A 26,164-nucleotide genomic window follows, 5' to 3' on the forward strand; every position below is an offset into this window, starting at 1 on the left:
GGCGGGGTCGCGTGCCAGCAGAGCGTCGGCAAACGCGGTGGCCAGGCGGTCGCGCTGGGTGTCGGGCACCTCGATGAAGCGCCAGGGCAGCAGCTGGCCGTGGTCGGGCGCGGCGGCGGCGGCGGCCAGGATGGCGTTGCGCTGCGTGCCGTCCGGCCCGGGGCCACACAAACGTTTGGGCAGCGTGGTGCGGCGGCTGTGGATCAGCGTGTCGGCCCAGCTGGGGGCGTCGGGTGAGGGCACGGTAGATGGGGGCACGGCAATGGGGTTCATGTCATCCGGGGCGGCCGTCTTGGCGGGGGCGTCCCCACCAGTTGAGCAGCCGCCACGACCAGGGCAGCACCACCAGCGTCCACGCCAGGCCCGCGGCCACGGTGAGTATCACCGAGGTGCTGCCGCCTGCGGCAGCGGCCAGCCGCAGCAGGGTGGCCACCTGCAGCAGGCAGAACAGCCACCACACCAGGCCATCGGCCACCAGCGGCCGGCCACCGTGCCCGCAAGATACTCGCGTGACCATGGCCAGCATCAGCGAACCCAGAAAGCCCATGGTGCTGGCGTGCAGCGCCCCCAGGTAGAGCGCCTGTGCGCCGGTGAGTGCCGCCCACAGGTGGCTGAAGCCGTCAATCAGCAGGCCCAGGCCCAGCCACACAAAACCCAGGTGCAGCATGGCCAGCAGCTTGATGCGCAGGCTTTGCATCAGCCCCCACACCACGGCCAGCCACAGCAGCAGCAGGCCGCTGACCAGCATCCAGAAGCCGTGCGCCAGCGCCCAGGCGCCGGTGGTCCAGCCGGCCCATTCGGTCCACACCGACACGGTTTTCAGGGTCAGCGCCAGCAGCATCAGCGCCAGCACCCAATGGGGCCGCCACACGCTGACCAGGGGCAAGGCGCTGGCGGTGAAAAACGGGATCATGCGGTGGGCCACCACCACAAAGGTGCTGGCCACAAAGCCCCACAGGCCCGTGAGCAGGCAGGCCCGCGCGATGTCGTGCCGCCCCCACCACACGGCAGCCGCCACCCCCAGCAGCGCCGCCACGCCCAGGCAGGCCGCCAGCCACACCAGTGTGGCGTGCTGGCGTTCGGGCGCGGGGCTGCGCCACAGCAGGCGGCCAAACAAGGTGGCCGACCAGGCCAGCCCCAGCGCTGCCACCAGCGCGCCGGCCACGGCCCAGGGCGTGCCGCCGAAAGCTGCCATCAGCCACAACAGCCAGCCCAGGCCTTGCAGCAACACGGCGGGGGCGATGTCGTGGGCCGATGGTGCCGCCATGCCCAGCCATTTGGGCCCCGCCGTGAACAGGAAGCCGGCAAAAAACAGCGGCATGAAGCCATAGACCATGAGCGTGCCGTGCAACAGGCCGGGATCAAACGCCTGCGGCCAGACCGGCAGCACGCCTGCGCGCGCCAGCCACACACCCAGCCACCACACGGCGCTGAGCACCAGCAGCACCGCCGCCGTGGCAAACGCCAGCCGGTGGGGTGCCCACCACAAATGGCCCAGGCGCCAGCCGCCGTCAACGGCGGGTGGACGGTGGCGTTGTGGGGCGAGTGGCACGGTGGTGTTCTGCGTCAAGGACATGGCACCTTCACTGTCGCGCAAGGCCGACTGCACCGCCATCCTTCTTTGTGCCTTGTGCTGGCTGCCAGAGGTAGCACCCGGCGCGCGCTGCCATCGTCCGAAAGAACGATGGCGCCACAAACTGCTGCGGGATGGACAGCACTTCGCCGATGCCTTGACAATTGGGCAGCACTTCCGCAACCACATTGCCCCGATCCGATCTTCCATGCGTTGGCGCCGCCAGCTTTCCACCAAATTCCTGGCCACCGGCGTGTTGCTGCTGGTGCTGGCGCTCGTCTCCATCGGCCTGACCATGTGGGTGACCCGCCAGCTCGACGGCGGCGCGGCGGCCGTCAACGAAGCCGGACGCATGCGCATGCAGGCCTGGCGCCTGGCCAGCACGCTGCTGGCCGAGCAGCCCGAGCCCCAGGTGGCGGTGCGCGTGGCCGAATTCGAAGCCAGCCTGGCCTTGCTGCGCGACGGCGACCCCATGCGGCCGCTGTTTGTGCCCTGGAACGACACCTCGCGCCAGCAATTTGCGACCCTGGTGGCCGCTTGGGAACCGCTGCAGCAGGCCTGGTCGGCCCGTTCGCGCCCTGATGCCGCCACGCTGGTGGCCCAGGTTGAGGCTTTTGTGCCCAAGGTCGATGACCTGGTGCGCACCATCGAGAACACCATGGCCCGGCTCACCGCCGTGCTCAACCTGTTCCAGTTTGTGATGATGGCGCTGGCGGTGGCCGCCGCCGTTTTGTCCATCTACATCGGCTACCTGTTTGTCATCCACCCGCTGCAGCGATTGCGCCAGGCCTTGCAGCGCGTGGAAGCGGGGGACTTTTCCACCCGCGTGGCGGTGGACGCACCCGACGAGTTTGGCGAACTGGCGGCCGGCTTCAACCACATGACGCAGACCCTGCAGTCGCTCTACCACGATCTGGAGGCGCAGGTGTTGGCCAAGACGCGCGACCTGGAGGCCAAACGCGCACGCTTGGCCACCTTGTACGAGGTCAGCACCTTCCTGGTCGAGTCCCACACGCTGGAAGAACTGGCCAAAGGTTTTGCGCAAAAAATGCGCGGGCTCAGCGGCGCCGACGCGGTGGCGGTGCGCTGGTCCGACGAAGCCACGCAGCGCTACCTGATGCTGGCCAGCGACTGCCTGCCCGAAGAACTGGCCACCGAGGAGCGTTGCCTGGAAGCCGGCCTGTGCGCCTGTGGCCAGCCCCAGGCCACGGCACGCACCCGCGTGATTCCCATCATTGCCGACGATGACCGCCTGCTGGGCAACTGCGTGAAGGCCGGCTACAGCGCGTTGATCAGCGTGCCCATCCGCCTGCAAAGCCGCATCCTGGGTGAGATCGATTTGTTCTACCGCCAAGAAACCAGCTTGCGAGACGAGGACCGCGCCCTGTACGACGCCCTGGCCGGTCACCTGGCCAACGCCATCGAAAACCTGCGCACCGAAGCGCTGGTGCGCGAAGCGGCGGTGAGCGAAGAACGCACCATGCTCGCAGGTGAGCTGCACGACTCCATCGCCCAATCGCTGGCCTTTCTCAAAATCCAGATCAACCTGCTGCGTTCGGCCGTGGCGCGCGGCGACGTTCAGGCCCAGCAGCCCATCATCGACGAACTGGACGCCGGCGTGCGCGAGAGCACCAACGACGTGCGCGAGCTGCTGGTGCACTTTCGCACCCGCACCAACAGCGACGACATCGAACAAGCCCTGCGCACCACGCTCAAGAAGTTTGAACACCAGAGCGGCTTGCGCACCCACCTGGAGCTGCACGGCCATGGCGTGTCGCTGCCCTCCGACGTGCAACTGCAGGTGCTGCATGTGGTGCAGGAAGCGCTGTCCAATGTGCGCAAACACGCTGGCGCCAGCGAGGTCACCCTCAAGGTGGACAAAGGCCCGCGCTGGCGCTTTGAAGTGCGCGACAACGGCCAGGGATTTGCCCCGCGCGCCGCCGCCGCGAGCGACACCCACGTGGGGCTTCACATCATGCGCGAACGCGCCGAACGCATCGGCGCGCAGGTGCATGTGGCCTCATCCCCCGGCGAAGGCACCGCCGTCCTGCTTGAACTGGCCCAGTGAGGGCCCATCAAAACGCATCTATGGATTCTGAACGCACCGGCCCCATCCGCCTGCTTGTGGTGGACGACCACCAACTCTTTCGCCGTGGCCTGGTGGCCCTGCTCGCACAAGACCGCCGCCTGAGCGTGGTGGGCGAGGCCGGCGACGCCAGCGCCGCGCAGGCGGCCGCTGAACGGCTGGCGCCCGACCTCATCCTGCTCGACAACCACCTGCCCGGCGTCTCAGGCATCCACGCCATCGCCGGCCTCAAACAGGCCGCTCCCGGTGCGCGCATCGTCATGCTGACCGTGAGCGAAAACGTGGACGACCTCGCCGCCGGCCTGCGCGCCGGTGCCGACGGCTACCTGCTCAAGACCATCGACACCGAAGACCTGGCCGATTCCATCGAACGCATCTGGGAAGGTGACTCCGTTGTCAGCCCCGAGATGATGGGCAAGCTGGTGGGCCTGCTGCGTGAGGCACCGCCCGTGGTGGCCCCAACCGCCACCGTGTCCACTGTGCCAGTGGCCGGCGTGGCGCTCACGCGCCACACCCCCACGCTGGACAGCCGCGACCCCATCCACACCCTGTCACCACGCGAAACCGAAATCCTCAAACTCATTGCTCGTGGCGACAGCAACAAACTCATCGCCCGCGCCCTCGACATCGCCGAGACCACCGTCAAGATCCACGTGCAGCACATCCTGCGCAAGCTGGACCTGGCCAACCGCGTGCACGCGGCGGTGTATGCGACGGAGCGGGGGATGGCGTGAGCCACGCACCTGAGTTCACAACCACATCCGAAGTCGAGGCGCACGACCGCTGGTTTCGCGCGCAGGTACAGGCCAGCCTTGACGATGAGGATGAGTGCACTGATCACGATCAGGTCATGGCCGACATGGAGCGTTTGATCGCAGAGACCGAGGCACGGCTGCTCAACAAGTCGGCTTGAGGCGCGATGCCGCTGTATGCGACCGTTAGGCGGCCATGTATGCACCACCCACCAACCAAGGCGCAATCGCGTCCGCGCCCAGGTCACAAGCGATCTCGACGTCTTCCGGGTGACCTCTTTCAATCAGCTCTTTTCCTGAGGCGCAAGCACCAATCGTCTCCCGCAGAGAAGCTGCCGCACCCTCGAACGCCCAGACGGCGGCCATTGCTTCCGGTGATCGTGTGCCGTGCAATTCAGCAATGACGGCCCCAGCGCCTATCAGGTCCTCAAGGGCTGGACGCAATGTCGCGTCATCCGCCCAGCGTTCACCGCAAGGAATGACCCCAATCCTGGGGCCATGCCTCATCGCGGCTATGGCAACCGCGCGGGCGTTTCTCAGGCAGCCGGCATAGGTTGGTGTGTTGCCGGTTGCCAACGAGATGGTCGAACCGTTGGGGCTGGGCAAGACGATGCGCTCACCTGATTTCACCGAGCGCAGGGACAGGGGCGAAAGCGAATAGGTGCCAGTGCCACGGGGGCCGGCAAGTACGGCGCCCACCTCTTGCGCGAAAGCGATGCGGGAATCGTCCTTCCAACGGTACGGGAAGACCACACCGCCGCGATTCACGGCAACGCTGACTGCCGTCGTGAAAGAAAGCACATCGACCACCACCATCGCGTCGCAAACAGGCGCAAGCACTTCAGCGCCGCGCAACCCCCATTCGCATCGAATGTCGAACTCCTGTTGATCGGAGGTCATTGCTTGTCGTGGGGGTGGCTAGATGTGGCCTACTTTGCTGTTTTCAAATCTAGAAAAACATTTTTGGCAATTGCATCGACCTGTTGCGGTGTGACTTTTGCAAAAATGCCAGATCCGGCACTTGAAGTCGTGTTGTATTGTTGTTCGCCGAGCCGTTTGCCATCTCGAAGATTCGTGTAGGTAACTTTTGCATCAATGAATGCATTGCCAGTCATAATTCCGAACCAGATGCGGGCCCCTATGCCTACAATCCTGTAGTCGGCGACGTCTACCAAGATTGCGGTTCCATCTTCCGTCGAAATGCTTGGTGCGGTCTCGGTAAAGCTGAATGCAACTCCTGCCTCTTTGGCATGGTCTTGAAAGGTATCTCGCCACTCCCGCTTGAAATCAGACCAGTCCTTTGACTCGACGACGTGTTTTGGCCCAGTCATCGTCAGTACCATTTTCCGTGTGGAGATGGCCGGAATGCTCACGGCGGGTGCAATCCGTGTGATGTCTGCTGGCTGGCCAGGATTTTTTGGTGAATCGGTAGTGGCTTGTGGCGAGGATGCGCAACCCGCCAGCACGAGTACAGATGCAGAAAGCAACGAAGTGAGTGTTCTTTTGGTGTTCATAGTAAGCAAATAGTAAATCGAGGGTGTAGAGATTGAAGTTGTAGCAGCGGCTCTTGGAAACTTTGGGGTCTGAGCATTATGGCGCATACGTTAGGTATGCCTGCGCTCAGGCTCATAAAAGTGAAGAAATTTGGTCAACAGGTCGCGCGGAGGCGCAACAGATATTGACTTCAGCATCTGACCGACATTCCCTCGGTAAAAGAACCGTGGGTGATGACATGGAGAAGCATTTCCTCTCGGGTCATCGTTCCTGAGTCACCGTCTGTGAACTTGAACGTCACACGTTCGTTGAGTTCAGCAGGGGACACTGCCGACACGTATTTCTCAAACCAATCGTCGGTTTCAGCTACGTTGAACTGGAGTTCACCTAATTCTTGTGTTGCCTCTGTGTTGGTGGACGAATACGCGTGGCATTAACCAATCAGATGTGCCTGAAAGATCTTGTCGGCCACATAAATATGATTGAGCATGCGGATTGCTGCGTGAAGCACAGCCGCATGCTCTTCCTTATGGACAGTGGCAACCACGTTGAATAGCTCGTTGTTTGCCCAGGATTTTTGAGCAAAGAGGGATTGAATAGATTTCATTTGTGATTAGCTTTGGCGCTGAATTTGGATGCCTAATTTCTGAATTAAGTTGCGCGGCGAAGCGGCGTCGATATGAATGAATTTTTAACCCTCAAAGATCGGGCAAAAAAGCTTCTCTCATTGCTAATGACGCAGCGCGTATCCTCAGCATACTTGAAGTCAGTTTGACACTCCGGGTCTTGGCGCGATTTGGTGCGGTACTCCTCATAGAGAGCCATGCTGGGAAACGTGAACATTGCCAGTGCGACATTGTTTGCTCCTTCGAACGGTGAAAAATATCCGTGATGTTTGCCGCCAAATTTTTCCACGAGTGGGCTTGGTATCCCCTCGATGGAAGGATTACACCTCTCGCTGGAGAACGGCATGAACCACGCCTCCAACGACGAGGCAACCAAGAGCCACAACATCGGCGATGAAAACTCGACCTACTTGCTCGTTGTAGCCACCGACCGACCATGCCAAGTAGAGGAACGACACCACGCTGATGAACCCGCCGATGAAGGCGACAGTTTGGTACGCAGGCTTGAACGCAGCGAAGACCATGAATGCGCCAAGCAAGCCGAAAAGAACCGCCCGATGCCTCATGAGTATTTCAAGGTTCGGCTCATTGAACTGAAGCCCGTAAAGCGAAGCTAATCTCTCGCTTCCAAGTACGCCACTCAACGGAAGCAGATGAATGATGCCTACAACAACCAACATTGCTGAAACCAGGTATTTCATGCTGTGATTCATATCAGAGGTTTAAATGGAGATAGACGACAAATCACCGAGAGTTGTCGGTCGGATAAAACGTTGCAAGTGCCCAGACCTGCCCGCTGCAGAGCTTGGCACATCGCGCATAGGCAAACCCAAAAAATTCCGGACGGTATGTGAATGGATGCGCAGGCCTTTGGCGGCATCCAGCGGGGTGCTGACCCCGGTGTGGGTCTGATCCGACATGTTGGCCTCCCTCGCCGCTTTTGCGGCTTCCTTTTGCACGCGTTTTTATCACATGCGGAGGGTGGGCAAGCGTTTACAGAGAAGGCGGCGCACCCGCGAGCGGGCGGTGCGGTTTGGCTGTTGCCTGCGCCTCAGTCGATCGCGCCAATCCCCCGCCGCACCCGCATCGCCGTGCCCACGCGTGTGATGTCGGCATCACTCAGCAACCGCGCCGCCATGGGCAGCAACTCGGTGTCCTCTTTTTCGATGTGGGCCGCGTAGGCGGCCACGAAGGCTTGCACGTCTGATGGCGGCAGGGCCACGGGCTCGCCTTTGGCAATGCGCGCCAACACCTCGCGCAGCGCGGCCCAATGCCCTTCCAGCACCCGGTGTTCCGCCACCAGCCCATCGGTGAGTGCCCGCAGGCACACGGCGTCTGATCCGGCCATGGCTTCGAGCAGGGCGGGGAAAAGGTCTTCTTCCTCGTCGGCGTGGTGGTCGCGCGCGGCGGTGTCGAAGTAGCGCATCACGGCGGTAGCCGCTTGTTGGGCGGCGGTGTCGCTGCCATGGGTGGGCAGGTGGGCGGCCAGGCGGCCCAGGGTTTCGCACTGTTTGTGCACGCGGCCGTGGCAGGCGGCCAGCATTTCCAGCGGGGCTTCGGTGCTGGCGCCGGGGCTGTGAAAGCCGGGGAAGGCGTGGGTGCTCATGCGCCCATGGTAGGCCGAGATGGGCGTGCCCGCACCGGGGTAGTGCTTTGGGAGTAGGTGGCCGCAGCCACCATCCTTCTTCGCCGCTCTGATCGGAGGATGCCCAAAAAACAGGCAGTCGCGCACAGTGTGAAGAACTGTGAGGGGTTCGACATGTTTTTCCAGAATTTGCGTATTGGTGTCCGTCTGGCCTGGGGTTTTGGCCTGCTGATCGTGTTGTCTTTGTTGGCCATTGCCGTGGCCACGGTGCGGTTCACCCAGGTGGGTGAGGTCAACACCCGCATCATCGAATCGGACTGGGTGAAGGCCGAGGCGGCCAACACCATCAACGCCACCACACGGGCCAACGCGCGCCGCACCATGGAGTTGCTGATTGCGACCGACCCGGCGCAGCTGACACAGGTGCGCGCCAGCATCGCCCAGAACAAAAAAACCATTGACGACGCGCTGGTCACGCTGGAGCGGCTGATCTACCTGCCCGAAGGCAAGCAGTTGCTCAACGAGATCAAGACCGCACGCGTGCAGTACGTGGCCGCGTTTGGCAAGGTGGGGCAACTGGTGGAGGCGGGCGACCGCGAGGCCGCCACCCGGCTGATGTTGACTGAGACGCTGCCCGCGCTGGACCGCCTGCAAGGCCCGGTGGACCAGATGGCCACCTTGCAAAAGCGGCTGGTGACCCAGAGCAGCGCCGAGCTGCAAGACAGCATTGCCGCATCGCGTTGGCTGTTGTTGGGGCTGGGTGCTGTGAGTGTTTTGCTGGCGGTGGGGTTTGCCGCCTGGGTCACGCGCAGCATCACCCGCCCCATGGGCGAGGCGGTGGCGATTGCCAGACGGGTGGCTGCGGGCGACCTGGACCTGCAAGTGGCGGCCCGCACCCGCGACGAGTGTGGGCAGCTGCTCACCGCCCTGGGCGACATGACGGAGAGCCTGACCCATATCGTGGGCCGTGTGCGCCTGGGCACCGACAGCATGGCCACGGCCACCAGCCAGATTGCGGCGGGCAACTTGGATTTGTCGTCGCGCACCGAGGAACAGGCGAGTGCGCTGGAGCAGACCTCGGCCTCGATGCAGGAAATTGCGGGCACGGTGAAGCAGAACTTCGAGAGCGGCCAACATGCCAACCGCCTGGCCGAGTCGGCGTCTGAGGTGGCGGTCAAGGGTGGCGCGGTGGTGGGCCAGGTGGTGCAGACCATGGAGGCCATCAACGCGTCGTCGCGCCGCATCGCCGACATCATTGGCGTGATCGACGGCATTGCCTTCCAGACCAACATCCTGGCGCTCAACGCCGCCGTGGAAGCGGCGCGTGCGGGCGAGCAGGGCAGGGGCTTTGCGGTGGTGGCCAGCGAGGTGCGCAACCTCGCGGGCCGCTCGGCCACGGCGGCCAAGGAGATCAAGGGGTTGATCACCGATTCGGTGAGCAACGTGACCGAAGGCTGCAAGCTGGTGGAGCAGGCCGGCAGCACCATGGACGAAATTGTGGTGCACGTGCGCCGTGTGGCCGACCTGATGCGCGAGATCACCGAAGCCAGCCAGGACCAGACCTCGGGCATCGAACAGATCAGCCAGGCCGTGGGTCAGATGGACCAGGTGACGCAGCAGAACGCGGCGTTGGTGGAAGAGTCCGCTGCGGCAGCCCAGTCGCTGGAGCACCAGGCCAAGCAGTTGCAGGACGCGGTCAGCGTGTTCCGCCTGCGCGGTGGGGCGGGGCATTCAACGATGCAGTCGCCTCTGCTGCTGTCTGCCGCTTGACCCCCGCACCGGAGCACGGCCATGGCTTATTTTGAATGGGCACACGACATGGTGATCGATGGCGGTGCCATCGACGCCGACCACCAGCACCTGGTGCAACTGGTGAACGAACTGCACACCGCCACCACCGAGGGGCGGGGGCGCGAGGTGGTGGGCGACATCCTGGCCCAGCTGATCCGCTACACCGCCGACCACCTGCAGCGCGAAGAGGCGCAGATGGCCGCCGCGCACTTTCCCAACCTCGACGGCCACCGCAAGGGGCACGCCGCGTTTGTGGCCAACCTCACGCGCCTGCAAGCGCGCTACGAAGACGGCCAGATCACCGTGGCCGCGCAGCTGTCCACCGTGCTGCGCGACTGGCTGTCGCTGCACATCCGCCGCTCCGACAAGGAGTTGCACGCCTTTCTGAAGAACCGCGTGCGTTGAGCGCGCGACCTACTCCTTTGGGAGTAGGTCGGCCCTCATCCCTCTGCCGCTGTCCGCATCCACTGACAGAGGGATACCCCAAACCGGCGCCGCCCCGCACAGTGGGGGCAGCTTCAAGGAGTCCACTGTGACCAACGACATTCAACATAAACGCAAGGCCTGGTCGGTGCTGATCGTCAGCACCTGGTCATTCACTGTCTGCTTCATGGTCTGGATGATGTTCGGCGTCATCGGCATCCCCATCAAGAAGATGCTGGACCTCAACGCCACCCAGTTCGGTCTGCTCACCGCCATGCCCGTGCTCACCGGTTCGCTGGTGCGTGTGCCGCTGGGCATCTGGACCGACCGCTACGGCGGCCGCATCGTCATGGCGGTGCTGATGGCCATCACCGTACCCGCCATCTGGCTCATGGCCTACGCCAGCGAATACTGGCACTTCCTCACCATCGGCCTGTTTGTGGGCCTGGCCGGGGGCAGCTTCTCGGTGGGCACGCCTTACGTGGCGCGCTGGTTCCCCAAGAGCCAGCAAGGCATGGCCATGGGCGTGTATGGCGCGGGCAACTCCGGCTCGGCCGTCAACAAGTTCATTGCCCCGGTCATCCTGGTGGCCTTTGGCTGGGCCGCCGTGCCGCAGGTGTACGCCGCCATCATGGCCGGCACCGTCCTGCTGTTCTGGCTGTTCAGCCACAGCGACCCCAGCCACCTGGTGGCCAGCAACGTCAAGTTCACCGACCAGCTCAAGGCCCTCAAAGACCCCAAGGTGCTCAAGTACTGCCAGTACTACAGCATCGTCTTCGGCGGCTACGTGGCGCTGGCGCTGTGGATGGTGCAGTACTACATCGGCGAGTACGGCCTGGACATCCGCGTGGCCGCCTTGCTGGCCGCCTGCTTTTCGCTGCCGGGCGGCGTGCTGCGCGCCATCGGCGGCGTGCTGAGCGACAAGTACGGTGCCCACAGCGTCACCTGGTGGGTGATGTGGGTGAGCTGGATCTGCCTGTTCCTGCTGAGCTACCCACAGACCGATTTCACCATCACCACCATCAACGGCCCGCAGACCTTCCACATCGGCCTCAACGTCTACACCTTCACCGCGCTGATGTTTGTGCTGGGTGTGGCCTGGGCCTTTGGCAAGGCCAGCGTGTTCAAGTACATCGCCGACGACTACCCCAACAACATCGGCACCATCAGCGGCATTGTGGGCCTGGCCGGTGGCATGGGTGGTTTCATTCTGCCCATCCTGTTTGGTGCGTTGGTGGACCTGACCGGGATCCGCTCCAGCGCCTTCATGCTGATGTACGGCGTGGTCTGGGTCTCGCTGATCTGGATGTATTGGACCGAGGTGCGCAAGGCCCCGGTGATGGGCCCCGACGCCAAGCCGTTTTCCCTTCAGAACTGAGCCGCAGCAGCGGAACACACCATGAACACCCCCACCCCCGCCCGCATCGGCACCGGTGCCACCCTTGAGGACTGGCGCCCCGAAGACGACGCCTTCTGGGAAAGCACCGGCAAGCGCATCGCCTACCGCAACCTCTGGCTTTCGGTGCCCGCACTGCTCTGTGGCTTCGCCATCTGGGGCATGTGGGGCATCATCACGGTGCAGATGCTCAACCTGGGCTTTCCCTTCAGCCAGGCCGAGCTGTTCTCGCTCACGGCCATCGCGGGCCTGGCCGGCGCCACCATGCGCATCCCGGCGTCTTTCCTCATCCGCCTCTCGGGTGGGCGCAACACCATCTTCCTCACCACCGCCATGCTGCTGGCGCCCGCCGTGGGCACCGGCATCGTGCTTCAGCACAAGGACTGGCCGCTGTGGGCCTTCCAGCTCATGGCGCTGTGGTCGGGCGTGGGCGGCGGCAACTTTGCCTCCAGCATGTCCAACATCAGCACCTTCTTCCCCAAGCGGCTGCAAGGCACGGCGTTGGGGCTGAACGCCGGCCTGGGCAACTTCGGCGTCACCACCATGCAGATCGTGATTCCGCTGGTGATGACGATGCCGCTGCTGGGCGCCATGGGCGGTGAGTCGATGACGCTGGTGAAGGACAGCGGCTGGATCTTCGGCAAGATCGTCGCCGGCACGCCCACTTGGATTCAGAACGCGGGCTTTGCGTGGTTGCTGTCGCTGGTGCCGCTGTCCATCTTGTGCTGGTTTGGCATGAACAACCTCAAGACGGTCACGCCGGGTGTGGACAGCAGCCTGGGCAGCACCATCGCCGCCTTCATCAAGATTGTCTGGCTGTACACGCTGTCGTTTTTACCGGCCGGTGTGGGTCTGTACCTGTATCTGCCGGCACCCACCGGCCTGGGCCTGCTCAACATGTGGCTGGCCATGCCGCTGATCATCGTCAGCACCTTGATGGTGATGAAGCTCACCGCCTTCGGCACCATGAAGGACAACATCGCCAAGCAGTTCGCCATCTTCCGCAACAAGCACACCTGGTCGATGACGGCGCTCTACATCGTCACCTTCGGCTCCTTCATCGGCTTCTCGATGGCGCTGCCCCTGGCCATCACGGTCATCTTCGGCATCAGCCACGTGCCCGACGCCCATGGCGTGATGCAGCACACGCTGAAAAACCCCAACGCGCCCTCGGCCCTGACCTACGCCTGGATGGGCCCCTTCATTGGCGCGGCGGTGCGGCCCATCGGCGGCTGGATTTCCGACAAGCTGGGTGGCTCCATCGTCACCCAGGTCATTTCGGCCGTGATGGTGGTGGGTTCGGTGGCGGTGGGCTACGTGATGATGCAGGCCTACGCTTCGGCCACGCCCGAAACCTACTTCCCCATGTTCCTGGGCCTGTTTCTGCTGCTGTTCTTTGCCAGCGGCATCGGCAACGGCTCCACCTTCCGCACCATCGGCGTCATCTTTGACCGCCAGCAGGCCGGCCCCGTGCTGGGCTGGACCTCGGCCATCGCCGCTTATGGCGCGTTTGTAGCGCCTGTGGTGATTGGTGCGCAGATCAAGGCTGGCACACCGCAGTTCGCTATGTATGGGTTTGCCGTGTTTTACGCGGTGTGCCTGGTGTTGAACTGGTGGTTTTACCTGCGTTCTGGTGCGGAGATCAAGAACCCATGAAGCCCGTTATGTGCCGCTTTTTGTGCCGGACTCAGGGCGGTGTGGCGCTCCGCTCCGTCCGTGTCCCCCGCCCTTCGGGCTCCTCCTTTACCTACCGGATCGGAGCGCCACACCGCCCTGAGTCTTCCAACGTGGTGGGCGCGCCAATGTCCGAAGTCATCGCGCGCCGTCGCGTGTGCAGCCGAGGGCAGTGGGGTGAATGGTGCAGTGAGGTAAAGGAGGAGCCGGCGCAGCCGGCGGGGGACACGAACGGAACCGTTCACCCCGCTGCCCTCGGCCCCCACAAAAGCAGGCACGCAAAAGCCCGGCAACAGAAACAACAACCCATGACCCCAACAACCCACCCCAACCGGAGCACCCCATGAGCCACTTTCTGGACCGATTGACCCACTTCAACCTCCCCAAGGACAGCTTCGCGGGCGGCCACGGACAAGTCACCAACGAAGACCGCACCTGGGAAGACGCCTACCGCAACCGCTGGGCACACGACAAGATTGTTCGCAGCACCCACGGCGTCAACTGCACCGGCTCCTGCAGCTGGAAGATTTACGTCAAAGGCGGCATCGTCACCTGGGAAACCCAGCAGACCGACTACCCCCGCACCCGCTGGGACATGCCCAACCACGAGCCACGCGGCTGCGCACGCGGCGCCAGCTACAGCTGGTACCTCTACAGCGCCAACCGCGTCAAGTACCCCATGGTGCGCGGTCGCCTGCTCGAGCGCTGGCGCGCCGCCCTTAAAGTGGCCAAAACCCCGGTGGACGCCTGGGCGCTTATCGTGGAAGACGATGCCGCGCGCCGCGACTACCAGCAGGTGCGTGGCATGGGCGGTTTCGTGCGTTCCACCTGGGACGAGGTCAACCAGCTCATCGCCAGCGCCAACGTCTACACCATCAAAAAACACGGTGCGGACCGCATCATCGGCTTCTCGCCCATCCCGGCCATGAGCATGGTCAGCTACGCCGCCGGCAGCCGCTACCTGAGCCTGCTAGGCGGCGTTTGCATGAGCTTCTACGACTGGTACTGCGACTTGCCACCGGCCAGCCCGCAGATCTGGGGCGAGCAGACCGACGTGCCCGAATCGGCCGACTGGTACAACAGCAGCTTCATCATCGCCTGGGGCTCCAACGTGCCGCAGACGCGCACGCCCGACGCCCACTTTTTCACCGAGGTGCGCTACAAGGGCGCCAAGACGGTGGCGGTCACGCCCGACTACTCCGAGGTGGCCAAGCTGGCCGACCTCTGGATGCACCCCAAACAAGGCACCGACGCTGCGCTCGCCATGGCCATGGGCCACGTGGTGCTCAAGGAGTTCTATTTCCCTGAAGGCAAGCAGCGCTCCACCTACTTCGACGACTACGCACGCCGCTACACCGACCTGCCCATGCTGGTCATGCTCAAGGAGCACACCCTGCCCGATGGCCGCAAGACCATGGTGCCCGACCGCTACCTGCGTGCCAGCGACTTCAACGGCAAGCTGGGCCAGGACAACAACCCCGACTGGAAAACGGTGGCCTTCGACGCGCAAGGCAAGGCGGTGTTGCCCAACGGCTCCATCGGCTTCCGCTGGGGCGCTGAAGGCCGCGACGACGTGGGCAAGTGGAACCTGGAATCCAAGGAAGCGCGCGACAACGGCGACGTCAAGCTCAAGCTCTCGGTGCTGGAAGACGGTGCACAAGAACACCAGGTGGTGGACGTGGGCTTCCCTTACTTTGGTGGAAACGTCACCCCCCACTTTTCCGAGAACGCCGGCACCGGTGAGGTGAACCACGCCAAGGTGCCGGCCGTGCGCCTGCGCCTGGGCAAGGCCGGTGAAGAACGTCACGCCCTGGTGGCCACGGTGTTCGACCTGCAGGTGGCGCAGTACGGCATCGACCGGGGCCTGGGCTCCGGCGCCAAGAGCTTTGACGACAACGCCCCTTACACCCCGGCCTGGCAGGAGCAAATCACCGGCGTGCCGCGCGACCAGGTCATCACCGTGGCGCGCCAGTTTGCCGACAACGCCGACAAGACCCACGGCAAGTCCATGGTCATCATCGGTGCGGCCATGAACCACTGGTACCACGCGGACATGAACTACCGCGGCGTCATCAACCTGTTGATGATGTGTGGCTGCATCGGGCAAAGCGGTGGCGGCTGGGCCCACTACGTGGGCCAGGAAAAGCTGCGCCCGCAAACCGGCTGGACCGCGCTGGCCTTTGCGCTCGACTGGATCCGCCCGCCGCGTCAGCAGAACAGCACCAGCTTCTTCTACGCCCACACCGACCAGTGGCGCTACGAGAAGCTGGGCCTGGAGGAAATTGTTTCGCCGCTGGCCGACAAGGCCGCGTTCGGCGGCAGCATGATCGACTACAACGTGCGCGCCGAACGCATGGGCTGGTTGCCCAGCGCACCCCAGCTCAAGACCAACCCCATGCAGGTGGTGCGCGATGCGTCAAGCGCGGGCATGGACCCCAAGGATTACGTGGTCAAGGCGCTCAAGGACGGCACGCTGGAGATGAGCTGCGAGGACCCCGACGCGCCGCAGAATTGGCCGCGCAACCTGTTTGTGTGGCGCTCCAACCTGCTGGGCTCCAGCGGCAAGGGCCACGAGTATTTCTGCAAACATTTGCTGGGCACCGAAAACGGCGTGCAGGGCAAAGACCTGGGCGACGACGACGCCAAACCGTCGGAAGTGAAGTGGCACAAGGACGCGCCGCAGGGCAAGCTGGACCTGCTGGTCACGCTGGACTTCCGCATGTCCACCACCTGCCTGTACTCCGACATCGTGCTGCCCACCGCCAGCTGGTACGAGAAGAACGACCTCAACACCAGCGACATGCACCCCTTCATCCACCCGCTGAGTGCAGCGGTGGACCCGGTGTGGCAATCGCGCTCTGATTGGGAGATCTACAAGGGGTTTGCCAAGACCTTCAGCGAGGTGTGTGTGGGCCACCTCGGCGTTGAGAAGGAAGTGGTGCTGACGCCGCTGATGCACGACAGCCCGGCCGAACTGGCCCAGCCTTTTGACGTGAAGGAATGGAAGAAGGGCCAGTGCGACCTGATCCCTGGCAAAACGGCGCCGCAGATCACCGTGGTCGAGCGCGACTACCCCAACCTCTACAAGCGTTTCACCGCCTTGGGCCCGCTGATGAACAAGGTGGGCAACGGCGGCAAGGGCATTGCGTGGAAAACCGAGGTTGAGGTCACGCAGCTGGGGCAGCTCAACGGCACCACCCTTGAGGAAGGCGTGACACAAGGCATGCCCAAGATCGTGACCGACATCGATGCCTGCGAAGTCATCTTGCAACTGGCGCCCGAGACCAACGGCCACGTGGCCGTGAAGGCCTGGGAGGCGCTGAGCAAACAGACGGGGCGCGACCACAAGCACCTGGCCCTGTACCGCGAGGACGAGAAGATCCGCTACCGCGACATCCAGGCGCAGCCGCGCAAGATCATCAGCTCGCCCACCTGGAGCGGCATCGAGAGCGAGACGGTGAGCTACAACGCCGGCTACACCAACGTGCACGAGCTGATCCCATGGCGCACCCTCACCGGGCGCCAGCAGTTCTACCAGGACCACCCCTGGATGATCGCTTTCGGCGAGGGCTTCAGCAGCTACCGCCCGCCGGTGGACCTCAAGACCACCGACGAGGTGCATGGCCGCAAGCCCAACGGGCAGACCGAGATCCTGCTGAACTTCATCACCCCGCACCAGAAGTGGGGCATCCACTCCACTTACAGCGACAACCTGCTGATGCTCACCCTCAACCGGGGCGGCACCGTGGTGTGGCTCAGCGAGGACGACGCCAAGAGCGCCGGCATCGAGGACAACGACTGGGTCGAGTTGTTCAACGTCAACGGCGCGGTGGCGGCGCGTGCGGTGGTGAGCCAGCGCGTCAACCCCGGCATGGTGATGATGTACCACTCGCAGGAAAAGATCATCAACACCCCGGGCAGCGAGATCACCGGCGTGCGCGGTGGCATCCACAACTCGGTCACCCGCATCGTGCTCAAGCCCACCCACATGATCGGTGGCTACGCGCAACTGAGCTACGGCTTCAACTACTACGGAACCATCGGCACCAACCGCGACGAATTTGTGGTGGTGCGCAAGATGGCCAAGGTGGACTGGCTGGACACACCACGCGACGACCACCTCGCCGCTGCCTACCAATCGCAGGGCGAGAACCCCTGAGCCACACCGAGTACAGCAAAGGAAACACACCATGAAAGTACGTGCTCAGATCGGCATGGTCCTGAACCTGGACAAGTGCATCGGCTGCCACACCTGCTCGGTCACCTGCAAGCAGGTCTGGACCAGCCGGCCCGGCGTGGAATACGCCTGGTTCAACAACGTCGAGACCAAACCCGGCATCGGCTACCCCAAGGACTGGGAAAACCAGGACAAGTGGAAGGGTGGCTGGGAGCGCAAGGCCGACGGCTCCATCGTGCCCAAGCAAGGCGGCAAGTGGTCGCTCTTGATGAAGATCTTCGCCAACCCCAATCTGCCGCAGATCGACGACTACTACGAACCCTTCACCTTCGATTACGACCACCTGCAGTCGGCACCCGAGATGCAGCACGCGCCCACCGCGCGGCCACGTTCGCTGATCACCGGCAAGCGCATGGAGAAGATCGAGTGGGGCCCGAACTGGGAAGAAATCCTGGGCGGCGAATTCGCCAAGCGCAGCAAGGACCAGAACTTCGATGGCTTCGAGGCCGCGCAGAAGGCCATGGTGGGTGAGTTCGAAAACACCTTCATGATGTACCTGCCGCGCCTGTGCGAGCACTGCCTCAACCCGGCCTGTGTGGCGAGCTGCCCCAGCGGCTCCATCTACAAGCGCGAGGAAGACGGCATCGTGCTGATCGACCAGGACAAGTGCCGGGGTTGGCGCATGTGCGTGAGCGGTTGCCCTTACAAGAAGATTTACTACAACTGGAAAAGCGGCAAGGCCGAGAAGTGCATCTTCTGCTACCCGCGCATCGAGGCCGGCCAGCCCACGGTGTGCTCCGAGACCTGCGTCGGCCGCATCCGCTACCTGGGCGTGCTGCTGTACGACGCCGACCGCATCGCAGAAGCCGCGAGCGTGCCCAACGAGAGCGACCTCTACCAGGCGCAGATCGACCTGTTCCTCGACCCGTTTGACCCCGAGGTGATCGCCCAGGCGCGCGCCGACGGTATTCCCGAAGGCTGGCTGGAGGCCGCGCGCAACAGCCCGGTCTACAAGATGGCGGTGGACTGGCAGGTGGCCCTGCCGCTGCACCCCGAGTACCGCACCCTGCCCATGGTGTGGTACGTGCCGCCGCTGTCGCCCATCACCGCTGCGGCCAACGCCGGGCAGGTGGGCATCAACGGCGAGATTCCGGACGTTAGCCAACTGCGCATCCCGGTCAAGTACCTGGCCAACCTGCTCACCGCTGGCGAAACCCGTCCCGTCATCCACGCACTCGAACGCATGCTGGCCATGCGCGCCTACCAGCGCGGCAAACACGTGGACGGCGTCGTCAACACCGGCGTGCTGGACCAGGTGGGCCTGAGCCAGGCGCAGGTGGAGGACATGTACCGCACCATGGCCATTGCCAACTACGAAGACCGCTTCGTCATCCCGACCACCCACCGCGAGTACGCGGAGAACACCTTCAACGTGAAGGGCGGTTGTGGCTTCAGCTTCGGCAACGGCTGCTCCGAAGGCGAGACCGAGACCAGCCTGTTCGGCAGCGAGAAGAAGCGCACCATTCCCATCAAGGCAGGAGTCTGACCATGCTGTTCAACAAGCCATTGCCCCAGGCCCGCCTGACCCAGCGTGTGCTGGCCCACCTGCTGCGTTACCCCGACGCCGAACTGCGCGCCCACGTGGCCGAGTTGCGTGCCGCCCTGCGCGACGAGGCCGCGCTGCCGGCCGAGCGCATCGACGAGATCGAACGCCTGCTCGATCGCCTGGTGCTGCTGCCGGCGCTGCAGGTCGAGTCCGATTACGTGGAGCTGTTCGACCGGGGCCGCAGCACCTCGCTGCACCTGTTCGAGCACGTGCACGGCGACTCGCGCGACCGGGGCCCGGCCATGATCGACCTCATCCAGACCTACGAAAAAGCCGGGCTTTACATCGACAACAGCGAGTTGCCTGACTACCTGCCCGTGCTGCTGGAGTTCGCCTCCACCCAGCCGCCGCAGCAGGCGCGCGACTTCCTGGGCGAGACGGCCCACATCGTGCGCGCCATCTTCAGTGCCTTGCTCAAGCGCCAAAGCCCTTACGCCAGCGTGCTGGCTGCCGTGCTGGAGCTGGCAGGCGAGAAGGCCGAGGCCGTGCCCGTGCCCGACGAGCCGGCCATGGACGAGAGCTGGGCCGAGCCCGAGGTGTTTGGCGGCTGCTCCACCGAGGGCCAGGCCAAACCCGGGCAGGCACAGCCGATACGCATCGTCAAGAACCCCTCTTCCACGGCACAAGGAGCGCGAGCATGAACACGCTGCACAACTTCCTGTTCAACGTCTATCCCTACATCTGCCTGTCGGTGTTTTTCATGGGCAGCCTGGCCCGCTTCGACCGCGACCAGTACACCTGGAAAAGCGACTCCTCGCAGCTGCTGCGCAAGGGCCAGTTGCGGTGGGGCAGCAACCTGTTCCACATCGGCATCCTGTTCCTGTTCTTCGGCCACAGCGTGGGCCTGCTCACGCCCCACTGGGTGTACGAGCCCTTCATCACCGCTGGCCAGAAACAGATGGTGGCCGTGACCGCCGGTGGCATTGCCGGCGCCGTGTGCTTCGTGGGCCTGAGCCTGCTGCTGCACCGCCGCCTGTTCGACGACCGCATCCGCCTCACCAGCCACCGCACCGACCTGGGCATCCTCATCATCCTGTGGGTGCAACTGGTGCTGGGCCTGATCACGCTGCCGTTTTCCATCGGGCATTCGGACGGCGCGGTCATGCTCAAGCTATCGGCCTGGGCACAGGGCATCGTCACCTTCAGCCCCGACGCCGCCCAACTGGTGGGCCTGGACTGGCCCTACAAGGTGCACCTGGTGCTGGGCATGACCATCTTCCTGCTCTTCCCCTTCTCGCGTCTGGTGCACGTGTGGAGCGGCTTTGGCACGCTGGCCTACATCGTGCGCCCCTACCAGGTGGTGCGCAGCCGCAAGCTGGGCCTGCCTGCTGGTCTGAACCAATCGCCACGTCGGGAGAGCTGACATGAACGCCATGACCATTCCTTTGCCTGCCGACATGGGTTGCGGCGGCGGTGGTGGCAGCTGCGGCTGCGCCAGCGGGGCCCAGTCGCCCCTCAAGTCGTCACTCAAGTCCCCCACCATCAACGGTGTGGCCTTGTTGGGCCCCGGCGAGCAACTTCACCCTGAGGAACTGCTGGAGCGCGCCCACACCGAACTGTTGCGCCAGGAAGCCGTGCGCCGGGGCCTGCTGACCGACACCCACCCAGAGCACGCGCCGCCGCTGAACGAAGCGCAGCGCCAGGTGCTGGAGCAGATGGTGGACGCGGCGGTGGTCACGCCCGCGCCCGAAGCCAGCGCGCAGGAGCGCTATTACGCCGCCAACAAGCTGCATTTCGTGACCGGCCAGGCCTTGCACGTGCGCCACATCCTGTTCGCGGTGACGCCGGGTGTGGACGTGCACAAGCTGGCCCAACGCGCCGAGACCGCGCTGCTGGAACTCTCGCGCAAGGACGTGCCCGCCGGCCGCTTTGCCGAGCTGGCGCGCGAGCTCTCCAACTGCCCCAGCAGCGCCGAGGGTGGCGAGCTGGGCTGGATCGGCCCACACGATTGCGCGCCCGAACTGGCCAACGAGCTGTTCTACCAAAGCGACTCGGGTTGGGGCATGGGCGTGCACCCGCGCCTGGTGCACACGCGTTTCGGCTTCCACATCGTGGAGGTGCTGGGCCGGCGCAAGGGCACACAACAACCGTTCGAGGCGGTGCAAGATCGCATCGCCATGCAGATGACGCTGCAGACCCGCGCCACCGCCTTGCGCCAGTACATGCGCCTGCTCATCGGGCAGGCCCAGGTGGAGGGCCTGGACCTGGAGGGGGCGGACTCGCCCTTGGTGCAGTGAGCGCGGACGAGGGAAGCGGCGCTTCGGGCGCGGGCGACGAACTGCTGCTGCGCCTGCGCCGTTTCCACTCCGACTACTTCCCGCTGCACCAGCAGCGTTTTCAAGACCTGGTGGCCGATGGCCAGCACCCCAAGACGCTGTTCATCGGCTGCTCCGATTCGCGTCTGGTGCCTTACTTGCTGACGGGTGCCGGGCCGGGCGAGCTGTTCCTGGTGCGCAACGTGGGCGCGCTCGTTCCCCCCTATGACCAGTCCCATGGTTTGCATGGGACGATGGCCGCCATCGAGTTCGCGGTGCTGGGCCTGCACGTGGAGCGCATCATCGTTTGTGGCCACAGCCACTGCGGTGCCATACGGACCGCCTACGAAGGTGCACCCGCCGAGGCCGTGGCCTTGCAGGCCTGGCTCAAGCTGGTGGACGAGGCCTTGCTGCCGGTTCAGCCCACCCCCGAGGCGATGCGCCGCACCGAACAACGCGCCATCGTGCTGCAACTCGAACGCCTGATGGGCTACCCCATGGTGCGGCGCGAGGTTGAGGCCGGCAAGTTGACCCTGCACGGCTGGCATTACGTGATCGAAGACGGTGAAGTGCATGTCTTTGACGCAGCGCAAGGGGACTTCGTGGCGGCTTCGGTAGCCTCCACGAGCGGCACCGGGCCGTACCAACCCTATGTGGAACACGATGGACAAGTCATCAGTGATTGAAGCGGGCGCCGACACGGCGGAGTGGCAACAGTTGTTGAACATGTGCCGAGCGTCGGGCTTGCGCCCGCTGCAGCTGGCCGGGCGCGAATTGCTGCCGGTGGTGCAGGGTGGCATGGGGGTGGGGGTGTCGGCCTCGCGCCTGGCGGGCCAGGTGGCGCGCCTGGGGGCCATGGGCACCATCTCGGCGGTGGACCTGCGCCGCCTGCACCCCGACCTGATGGCGCAAACCGCCCACCTCAACAAGGAAAGCGACGCCAAGGACCGCATCAACGCCGCCAATCTGGTGGCGTTGGACCGCGAAATCCGCGCGGCCCGCGCCACCGCCGATGGCCACGGTTTGTTGGCCGTCAACGTGATGCGTGCCTTGAGTGCCTACGAAGCCTATGTGCGCCAGGCGCTGGCCAGTGGCATCGACGCGCTGGTGGTGGGCGCTGGCCTGCCACTGGACCTGCCCGACCTGGCGGCCGACCACCCCCAGACCGCGCTCATCCCCATCCTGTCGGACGCGCGCGGCGTGCAACTGCTGGTGCGCAAGTGGGAAAAGAAAGGGCGCCTGCCCGACGCCATCGTCATCGAACACCCGCGCCTGGCCGGCGGCCACCTGGGCGCGGCCCGCGTGTCCGACCTCAACGACACCCGTTTCGATTTCGAGGTGGTGATTCCTGCGGTGCGCGAGTTCTTCAAGAGCGCCGGCCTGGAGCGCGACATCCCGCTGATCGCCGCCGGTGGCATCTCAAGCCACGACGACGTGTTGCGCCTGCAAGCCCTGGGCGCCAGCGCGGTGCAGCTGGGCACCGCCTTTGCCGTCACCGCCGAATGTGACGCCGACATGGCCTTCAAGCAGGTGCTGGCCCAGGCCAAGCCCGAGGACATCGTGGAGTTCGTGAGCGTGGCAGGGCTGCCCGCGCGCGCGGTGCGCACGCCCTGGCTCGACAAATACCTGCGCATCGAGCCCAAGCTCAAGGCCGTGGCCCACGTCAAACGCAAGTGCAACCTGTCGTTCGACTGCCTGGCCCAGTGTGGCCTGCGCGACGGCAAAAGCGAGATTGGCCAGTTCTGCATCGACCAGCAACTGGGCCATGCGTTGGAAGGCGATGCCCAGCGCGGCCTGTTTTTCAGAGGGGCGGGGCGCCTGCCGTTCGGCGACGAAATCCGACCGGTGGCCGACCTGCTGCGCTGGTTGCTGGCCGGGGTTCGTGACACCATGGGCGGTGTGCCCGCCACCGGAGCCCCCGCATGAACCGCGATCCCCTGAACCCCAGCCTCGCCTTGCCGCCGCAGGACATCAGCACCGACGTGCTGCGCGAGAAGTACCTCAAACACGGCGAGGCGGATGCCGCCGCGCTGTTCGACCGCGTGGCCCGAGCCCTGGCCTCGGTGGAGGCGCCCGACCGTCAGGCGCATTTCGAAGTCCTGTTCCGCCGCAACCTGGAGGCGGGCGCCATCGGCGCCGGGCGCATCATGAGCGCGGCGGGTGCCGGCATCCAGGCCACGCTCATCAACTGCTTCGTGCAGCCCGTGGGCGATTGCATCCAGGGCCGCGATGAGGCTGGCTTCCCCGGCATCTACGAAGCCCTGCGCGAAGCGGCTGAGACCATGCGCCGTGGCGGCGGCGTGGGTTACGACTTCTCCCGCATCCGCCCGCGTGGCGCGCAGGTCAAAGGCACCGCCTCCACCGCCTCGGGTCCGTGCAGCTACATCAACGTGTTCGACCAGTCCTGCGCCACCGTGGAAAGCGCTGGCGCGAGGCGCGGCGCCCAAATGGGCGTGCTGCGCATCGACCACCCCGACGTGCTCGAATTCATCACCGCCAAACGCACACCCGGGCGCTGGAACAACTTCAACGTGTCGGTGGGCGTGAGCGATGCCTTCATGCAGGCCGTGGCCAACGACCAGCCGTGGGACCTGGTGCACACCGCCCACCCCGGCGAGGCCTTGTGCGCCGCCGGCGCCCACCAGCACGACGACGGCCAGTGGGTTTACCGCTCCCTGCCCGCGCTCGAGCTGTGGGACACCATCATGCGTTCGGCCTACGAATTCGCCGAACCCGGCATCCTTTTCCTCGACCAGATCCAGCGCGACAACAACCTGCGGGCCATCGAGGCCATCACGGCGACCAACCCTTGTGGCGAACAGCCGCTGCCCCCCTATGGCTGCTGCGACCTCGGCCCGGTCATCCTCACGCGTTTTGTGCGCCACCCGTTTGGCCACGGCGGTTTGCCGGCGTTTGACTTTGCGGCCTTTGCCGAAAGCGTGGCCTTGCAGGTGCGCGCGCTGGACAACGTGCTGGACCTGACCCACTGGCCGCTGCCCGAGCAGGCGCGCGAGGCGCAGGCCAAGCGGCGCATTGGCGTGGGCTTCACCGGCCTGGGCAACGCGCTCACGTTGCTGGGACTGCGCTACGACGCGCCCGAGGGCCGCGCCATGGCGGCCCGCATCGCCGAGGCCATGCGCGATGCGGCTTACGGCGCGTCGGTGGCGCTGGCGCAAGAAAAGGGCGCCTTCCCGGCGCTGGACGTGGCGACCTACCTGGAACCCGGTACCTTTGCCAGCCGCTTGCCGGCCGAGTTGCAACAGGCCATTCGCACCCACGGCATCCGCAACAGCCACCTGCTGTCCATCGCGCCCACAGGCACGGTGAGTTTGGCGTTTGCCGACAACGCGTCCAACGGCATCGAGCCCGCGTTTTCGTGGACCTACACGCGCAAGAAGCGCGAGGCCGACGGCAGCCAGCGCAGCTACGAGGTGCAAGATCACGCGTGGCGGCTGTTCCGCCACCTCAACGGCCCCGATGCCCCGCTGTCCGAAGCCTTTGTGACCGCGCTGGAGATGGGTGCTAACGACCACATCGCCATGATGGAGGCGGTACAACCTTTTGTGGACACGGCCATTTCCAAAACGGTGAACGTGCCCGCCGACTGCCCCTACGGCGACTTCAAGGATTTGTACCTGAGCGCTTGGCGCGCCGGCCTCAAGGGCCTGGCCACCTACCGGCCCAACAGCATTCTGGGTGCGGTGCTGGAGGTGACGCCTGCCGAACCCAAGGCCACGTCTCTGCCCACGCCCGCACCGCTGGTGGACCCGATGCGCACCGTGATCGAAAGCCGGCCCAAGGGCGCGCTCGATGCCGTGGCCGAGAAGATCGAGTACTGGACACACGAAGGGCAGAAGACGCTGTACCTCATCGTCTCGTTTTTACCGGTGCCCACGGCCGATGGCCATGGCACGGTGGACCGCGCCATCGAGTTCTTCATGCCGGTGGGGCAAAGCGGCGAGTCGCAGCAGTGGATCACCTCCAGCATGCGCATGTTGTCGCTGGCGGCGCGGGGCGGCTTTCTGGAGCGCGCGCTGAGCGACATGCGCAAGGTGGCCTGGGACCGGGGCCCCGTGCGCCTGGGCCAGCGTGTGCGCGAGGACGGCAGCCGCGTGCCCCTGTGGCACGACTCCGAGGTGGCCGCCATCGCCTACGCGGTGCAGAACATCCTGGAGCGGCGCGCCAACGGTGGTGCCACGGTGCTCGCCCCCACATCTGCCGCCCCGCTGCCCCCCACCACCATGGCGGGCCGCAAATGCCCCGAATGTGGCGCCCACGCGGTCATCCGCAAGGACGGCTGCGAATACTGCACGGCATGTGGCCACATCGGCGCCTGTGGTTGAGCCGGGCTACCATCGTTTCCTTTTTTGAACCACGTTTTCATGTCCGACTTGCCTGCCTGCCCCCAATGCCAATCGACGTTGACCTATCCCGACGGGGCCCTGCTGGTGTGCCCCGAATGTGGGCACGAATGGGCGGCCAACGCCACAGCGGAGCCCGACGTGGTGCGGGTGTGGAAGGATGCCCACGGCAACCCGCTGCAGGACGGTGACAGCGTGACCCTGATCAAGGACCTCAAAGTCAAGGGATCGTCGGCCGTCATCAAGGTGGGCACCAAGGTGAAGAACATCCGGCTGATCGAAGGCGATCACGACATCGACTGCAAGATCGAAGGCTTTGGTGCCATGCAGCTGAAGTCCGAGTACATCAAGAAGGCTTGAAGGCG

The 26,164-nt window shown here is 64.6% G+C and carries 23 protein-coding genes and 1 pseudogene; 16 read left to right on the forward strand and 8 right to left on the reverse strand.

Annotated elements, in window-relative coordinates; genetic code table 11:
* The coding region (locus ACFQPB_RS13100) for a nitroreductase family protein (RefSeq protein ID WP_382223958.1) at positions 1 to 273 on the reverse strand (273 nt) is incomplete at its 3' end.
* A gap of 1 nt (position 274) precedes the next feature.
* Positions 275 to 1,576: an NnrS family protein gene (locus tag ACFQPB_RS13105; RefSeq protein ID WP_382223961.1), complete on the reverse strand. Its 1,302-nt coding sequence runs from the start codon at positions 1,574 to 1,576 to the stop codon at positions 275 to 277.
* Positions 1,577 to 1,781: 205 nt separating this feature from the next.
* On the opposite strand from ACFQPB_RS13105, the gene ACFQPB_RS13110 reads away from it, so the two are divergent.
* From ACFQPB_RS13110 to relB, 3 genes are read left to right on the forward strand one after another with little or no spacing between them, the layout of a single operon-like run.
* Positions 1,782 to 3,641 carry a type IV pili methyl-accepting chemotaxis transducer N-terminal domain-containing protein gene (locus ACFQPB_RS13110; RefSeq protein ID WP_382223964.1) on the forward strand — a complete coding sequence of 620 codons (1,860 nt, stop codon included), beginning with the start codon at positions 1,782 to 1,784 and terminating at the stop codon, positions 3,639 to 3,641.
* Between the two features lie 20 nt (positions 3,642 to 3,661).
* Positions 3,662 to 4,393, forward strand: a complete 732-nt coding sequence (locus ACFQPB_RS13115) for a response regulator (protein WP_382223967.1) — start codon at positions 3,662 to 3,664, stop codon at positions 4,391 to 4,393.
* On the forward strand, positions 4,390 to 4,572 hold the full coding sequence (gene relB, locus ACFQPB_RS13120) for a type II toxin-antitoxin system RelB family antitoxin (protein WP_382223970.1): 183 nt from the start codon (positions 4,390 to 4,392) through the stop codon (positions 4,570 to 4,572). The genes ACFQPB_RS13115 and relB overlap by 4 nt, the downstream gene beginning before the upstream one ends.
* Positions 4,573 to 4,597: 25 nt before the next feature.
* On the opposite strand, the gene ACFQPB_RS13125 is transcribed toward relB, so the two are convergent.
* The 6 genes and pseudogenes from ACFQPB_RS13125 to ACFQPB_RS13150 all read right to left on the reverse strand — a co-directional run bounded on the left by ACFQPB_RS13125 (position 4,598) and on the right by ACFQPB_RS13150 (position 8,137).
* The gene (locus ACFQPB_RS13125) at positions 4,598 to 5,311 is read right to left on the reverse strand and encodes a 2-phosphosulfolactate phosphatase (RefSeq protein ID WP_382223973.1); all 714 of its coding nucleotides are present in this window, start codon (positions 5,309 to 5,311) and stop codon (positions 4,598 to 4,600) included.
* Positions 5,312 to 5,340: 29 nt separating this feature from the next.
* On the reverse strand, positions 5,341 to 5,925 hold the full coding sequence (locus ACFQPB_RS13130; protein ID WP_382223976.1) for a hypothetical protein: 585 nt from the start codon (positions 5,923 to 5,925) through the stop codon (positions 5,341 to 5,343).
* Positions 5,926 to 6,338: 413 nt separating this feature from the next.
* The gene (locus ACFQPB_RS13135; RefSeq protein WP_382223978.1) at positions 6,339 to 6,512 is read right to left on the reverse strand and encodes a hypothetical protein; all 174 of its coding nucleotides are present in this window, start codon (positions 6,510 to 6,512) and stop codon (positions 6,339 to 6,341) included.
* Positions 6,513 to 6,556: 44 nt separating this feature from the next.
* Positions 6,557 to 6,826, reverse strand: a pseudogene (locus ACFQPB_RS13140) (NIPSNAP family protein); the annotation flags it as partial.
* A 25-nt stretch (positions 6,827 to 6,851) separates the two neighbouring features.
* On the reverse strand, positions 6,852 to 7,232 hold the full coding sequence (locus tag ACFQPB_RS13145) for a phosphopantetheine adenylyltransferase (RefSeq protein ID WP_382223980.1): 381 nt from the start codon (positions 7,230 to 7,232) through the stop codon (positions 6,852 to 6,854).
* Positions 7,233 to 7,582: 350 nt separating this feature from the next.
* Entirely contained in the window at positions 7,583 to 8,137 is a 555-nt protein-coding gene (locus tag ACFQPB_RS13150) for a hemerythrin domain-containing protein (RefSeq protein ID WP_382223983.1), read from the reverse strand.
* Between the two features lie 153 nt (positions 8,138 to 8,290).
* On the opposite strand from ACFQPB_RS13150, the gene ACFQPB_RS13155 reads away from it, so the two are divergent.
* From ACFQPB_RS13155 to ACFQPB_RS13215, 13 genes are all read left to right on the forward strand, one after another.
* Positions 8,291 to 9,886 carry a methyl-accepting chemotaxis protein gene (locus ACFQPB_RS13155; RefSeq protein WP_382223985.1) on the forward strand — a complete coding sequence of 532 codons (1,596 nt, stop codon included), beginning with the start codon at positions 8,291 to 8,293 and terminating at the stop codon, positions 9,884 to 9,886.
* Between the two features lie 21 nt (positions 9,887 to 9,907).
* Positions 9,908 to 10,312 carry a bacteriohemerythrin gene (locus ACFQPB_RS13160; protein WP_382223988.1) on the forward strand — a complete coding sequence of 135 codons (405 nt, stop codon included), beginning with the start codon at positions 9,908 to 9,910 and terminating at the stop codon, positions 10,310 to 10,312.
* A gap of 127 nt (positions 10,313 to 10,439) precedes the next feature.
* Positions 10,440 to 11,708: an MFS transporter gene (locus tag ACFQPB_RS13165; protein WP_382223991.1), complete on the forward strand. Its 1,269-nt coding sequence runs from the start codon at positions 10,440 to 10,442 to the stop codon at positions 11,706 to 11,708.
* A gap of 21 nt (positions 11,709 to 11,729) precedes the next feature.
* Positions 11,730 to 13,382, forward strand: a complete 1,653-nt coding sequence (locus ACFQPB_RS13170) for an MFS transporter (RefSeq protein ID WP_382223994.1) — start codon at positions 11,730 to 11,732, stop codon at positions 13,380 to 13,382.
* A 361-nt stretch (positions 13,383 to 13,743) separates the two neighbouring features.
* Positions 13,744 to 17,559, forward strand: coding sequence for a nitrate reductase subunit alpha (locus tag ACFQPB_RS13175; RefSeq protein WP_382223996.1), 3,816 nt, complete (start codon positions 13,744 to 13,746; stop codon positions 17,557 to 17,559).
* Positions 17,560 to 17,590: 31 nt separating this feature from the next.
* Positions 17,591 to 19,123 carry a nitrate reductase subunit beta gene (gene narH, locus ACFQPB_RS13180; protein ID WP_382223998.1) on the forward strand — a complete coding sequence of 511 codons (1,533 nt, stop codon included), beginning with the start codon at positions 17,591 to 17,593 and terminating at the stop codon, positions 19,121 to 19,123.
* A 5-nt stretch (positions 19,124 to 19,128) separates the two neighbouring features.
* Positions 19,129 to 19,824, forward strand: coding sequence for a nitrate reductase molybdenum cofactor assembly chaperone (narJ, locus tag ACFQPB_RS13185; RefSeq protein WP_382224207.1), 696 nt, complete (start codon positions 19,129 to 19,131; stop codon positions 19,822 to 19,824).
* On the forward strand, positions 19,821 to 20,546 hold the full coding sequence (gene narI / locus ACFQPB_RS13190; protein ID WP_382224001.1) for a respiratory nitrate reductase subunit gamma: 726 nt from the start codon (positions 19,821 to 19,823) through the stop codon (positions 20,544 to 20,546). The genes narJ and narI overlap by 4 nt, the downstream gene beginning before the upstream one ends.
* Before the next feature lies 1 nt (position 20,547).
* Positions 20,548 to 21,420: a peptidylprolyl isomerase gene (locus tag ACFQPB_RS13195; RefSeq protein WP_382224003.1), complete on the forward strand. Its 873-nt coding sequence runs from the start codon at positions 20,548 to 20,550 to the stop codon at positions 21,418 to 21,420.
* Positions 21,417 to 22,124: a carbonic anhydrase gene (locus tag ACFQPB_RS13200; RefSeq protein ID WP_382224005.1), complete on the forward strand. Its 708-nt coding sequence runs from the start codon at positions 21,417 to 21,419 to the stop codon at positions 22,122 to 22,124. The genes ACFQPB_RS13195 and ACFQPB_RS13200 overlap by 4 nt, the downstream gene beginning before the upstream one ends.
* Positions 22,102 to 23,364 carry an NAD(P)H-dependent flavin oxidoreductase gene (locus ACFQPB_RS13205; RefSeq protein WP_382224008.1) on the forward strand — a complete coding sequence of 421 codons (1,263 nt, stop codon included), beginning with the start codon at positions 22,102 to 22,104 and terminating at the stop codon, positions 23,362 to 23,364. The genes ACFQPB_RS13200 and ACFQPB_RS13205 overlap by 23 nt, the downstream gene beginning before the upstream one ends.
* Complete coding sequence (locus ACFQPB_RS13210) at positions 23,361 to 25,781, forward strand: adenosylcobalamin-dependent ribonucleoside-diphosphate reductase (protein ID WP_382224011.1); 2,421 nt, start codon at positions 23,361 to 23,363, stop codon at positions 25,779 to 25,781. Before ACFQPB_RS13205 ends, ACFQPB_RS13210 begins: the two co-directional genes overlap by 4 nt.
* Positions 25,782 to 25,820: 39 nt before the next feature.
* Positions 25,821 to 26,159, forward strand: coding sequence for a zinc ribbon domain-containing protein YjdM (locus ACFQPB_RS13215; protein ID WP_382224014.1), 339 nt, complete (start codon positions 25,821 to 25,823; stop codon positions 26,157 to 26,159).
* The last annotated feature ends 5 nt before the right edge of the window (positions 26,160 to 26,164 follow it).

It is taken from the genome of Hydrogenophaga atypica, from assembly GCF_042665215.1.
GTDB lineage: Bacteria > Pseudomonadota > Gammaproteobacteria > Burkholderiales > Burkholderiaceae_C > Hydrogenophaga > Hydrogenophaga defluvii_A.

What these genes read in the sequence shown, in the direction of transcription:
- ACFQPB_RS13175 (WP_382223996.1), top strand. Translation starts at nt 13,744, where the DNA reads ATGAGCCACTTTCTGGACCGATTGACCCACTTCAACCTCCCCAAGGAC.
- ACFQPB_RS13130 (WP_382223976.1), bottom strand. Translation starts at nt 5,925, where the DNA reads ATGAACACCAAAAGAACACTCACTTCGTTGCTTTCTGCATCTGTACTC.
- ACFQPB_RS13115 (WP_382223967.1), top strand. Translation starts at nt 3,662, where the DNA reads ATGGATTCTGAACGCACCGGCCCCATCCGCCTGCTTGTGGTGGACGAC.
- ACFQPB_RS13105 (WP_382223961.1), bottom strand. Translation starts at nt 1,576, where the DNA reads ATGTCCTTGACGCAGAACACCACCGTGCCACTCGCCCCACAACGCCAC.
- ACFQPB_RS13195 (WP_382224003.1), top strand. Translation starts at nt 20,548, where the DNA reads ATGAACGCCATGACCATTCCTTTGCCTGCCGACATGGGTTGCGGCGGC.
- ACFQPB_RS13150 (WP_382223983.1), bottom strand. Translation starts at nt 8,137, where the DNA reads ATGAGCACCCACGCCTTCCCCGGCTTTCACAGCCCCGGCGCCAGCACC.
- ACFQPB_RS13170 (WP_382223994.1), top strand. Translation starts at nt 11,730, where the DNA reads ATGAACACCCCCACCCCCGCCCGCATCGGCACCGGTGCCACCCTTGAG.
- ACFQPB_RS13135 (WP_382223978.1), bottom strand. Translation starts at nt 6,512, where the DNA reads ATGAAATCTATTCAATCCCTCTTTGCTCAAAAATCCTGGGCAAACAAC.
- ACFQPB_RS13210 (WP_382224011.1), top strand. Translation starts at nt 23,361, where the DNA reads ATGAACCGCGATCCCCTGAACCCCAGCCTCGCCTTGCCGCCGCAGGAC.
- ACFQPB_RS13155 (WP_382223985.1), top strand. Translation starts at nt 8,291, where the DNA reads ATGTTTTTCCAGAATTTGCGTATTGGTGTCCGTCTGGCCTGGGGTTTT.
- narH (WP_382223998.1), top strand. Translation starts at nt 17,591, where the DNA reads ATGAAAGTACGTGCTCAGATCGGCATGGTCCTGAACCTGGACAAGTGC.
- ACFQPB_RS13205 (WP_382224008.1), top strand. Translation starts at nt 22,102, where the DNA reads ATGGACAAGTCATCAGTGATTGAAGCGGGCGCCGACACGGCGGAGTGG.
- ACFQPB_RS13125 (WP_382223973.1), bottom strand. Translation starts at nt 5,311, where the DNA reads ATGACCTCCGATCAACAGGAGTTCGACATTCGATGCGAATGGGGGTTG.
- ACFQPB_RS13110 (WP_382223964.1), top strand. Translation starts at nt 1,782, where the DNA reads ATGCGTTGGCGCCGCCAGCTTTCCACCAAATTCCTGGCCACCGGCGTG.
- ACFQPB_RS13145 (WP_382223980.1), bottom strand. Translation starts at nt 7,232, where the DNA reads ATGAAATACCTGGTTTCAGCAATGTTGGTTGTTGTAGGCATCATTCAT.
- ACFQPB_RS13160 (WP_382223988.1), top strand. Translation starts at nt 9,908, where the DNA reads ATGGCTTATTTTGAATGGGCACACGACATGGTGATCGATGGCGGTGCC.
- ACFQPB_RS13215 (WP_382224014.1), top strand. Translation starts at nt 25,821, where the DNA reads ATGTCCGACTTGCCTGCCTGCCCCCAATGCCAATCGACGTTGACCTAT.
- narI (WP_382224001.1), top strand. Translation starts at nt 19,821, where the DNA reads ATGAACACGCTGCACAACTTCCTGTTCAACGTCTATCCCTACATCTGC.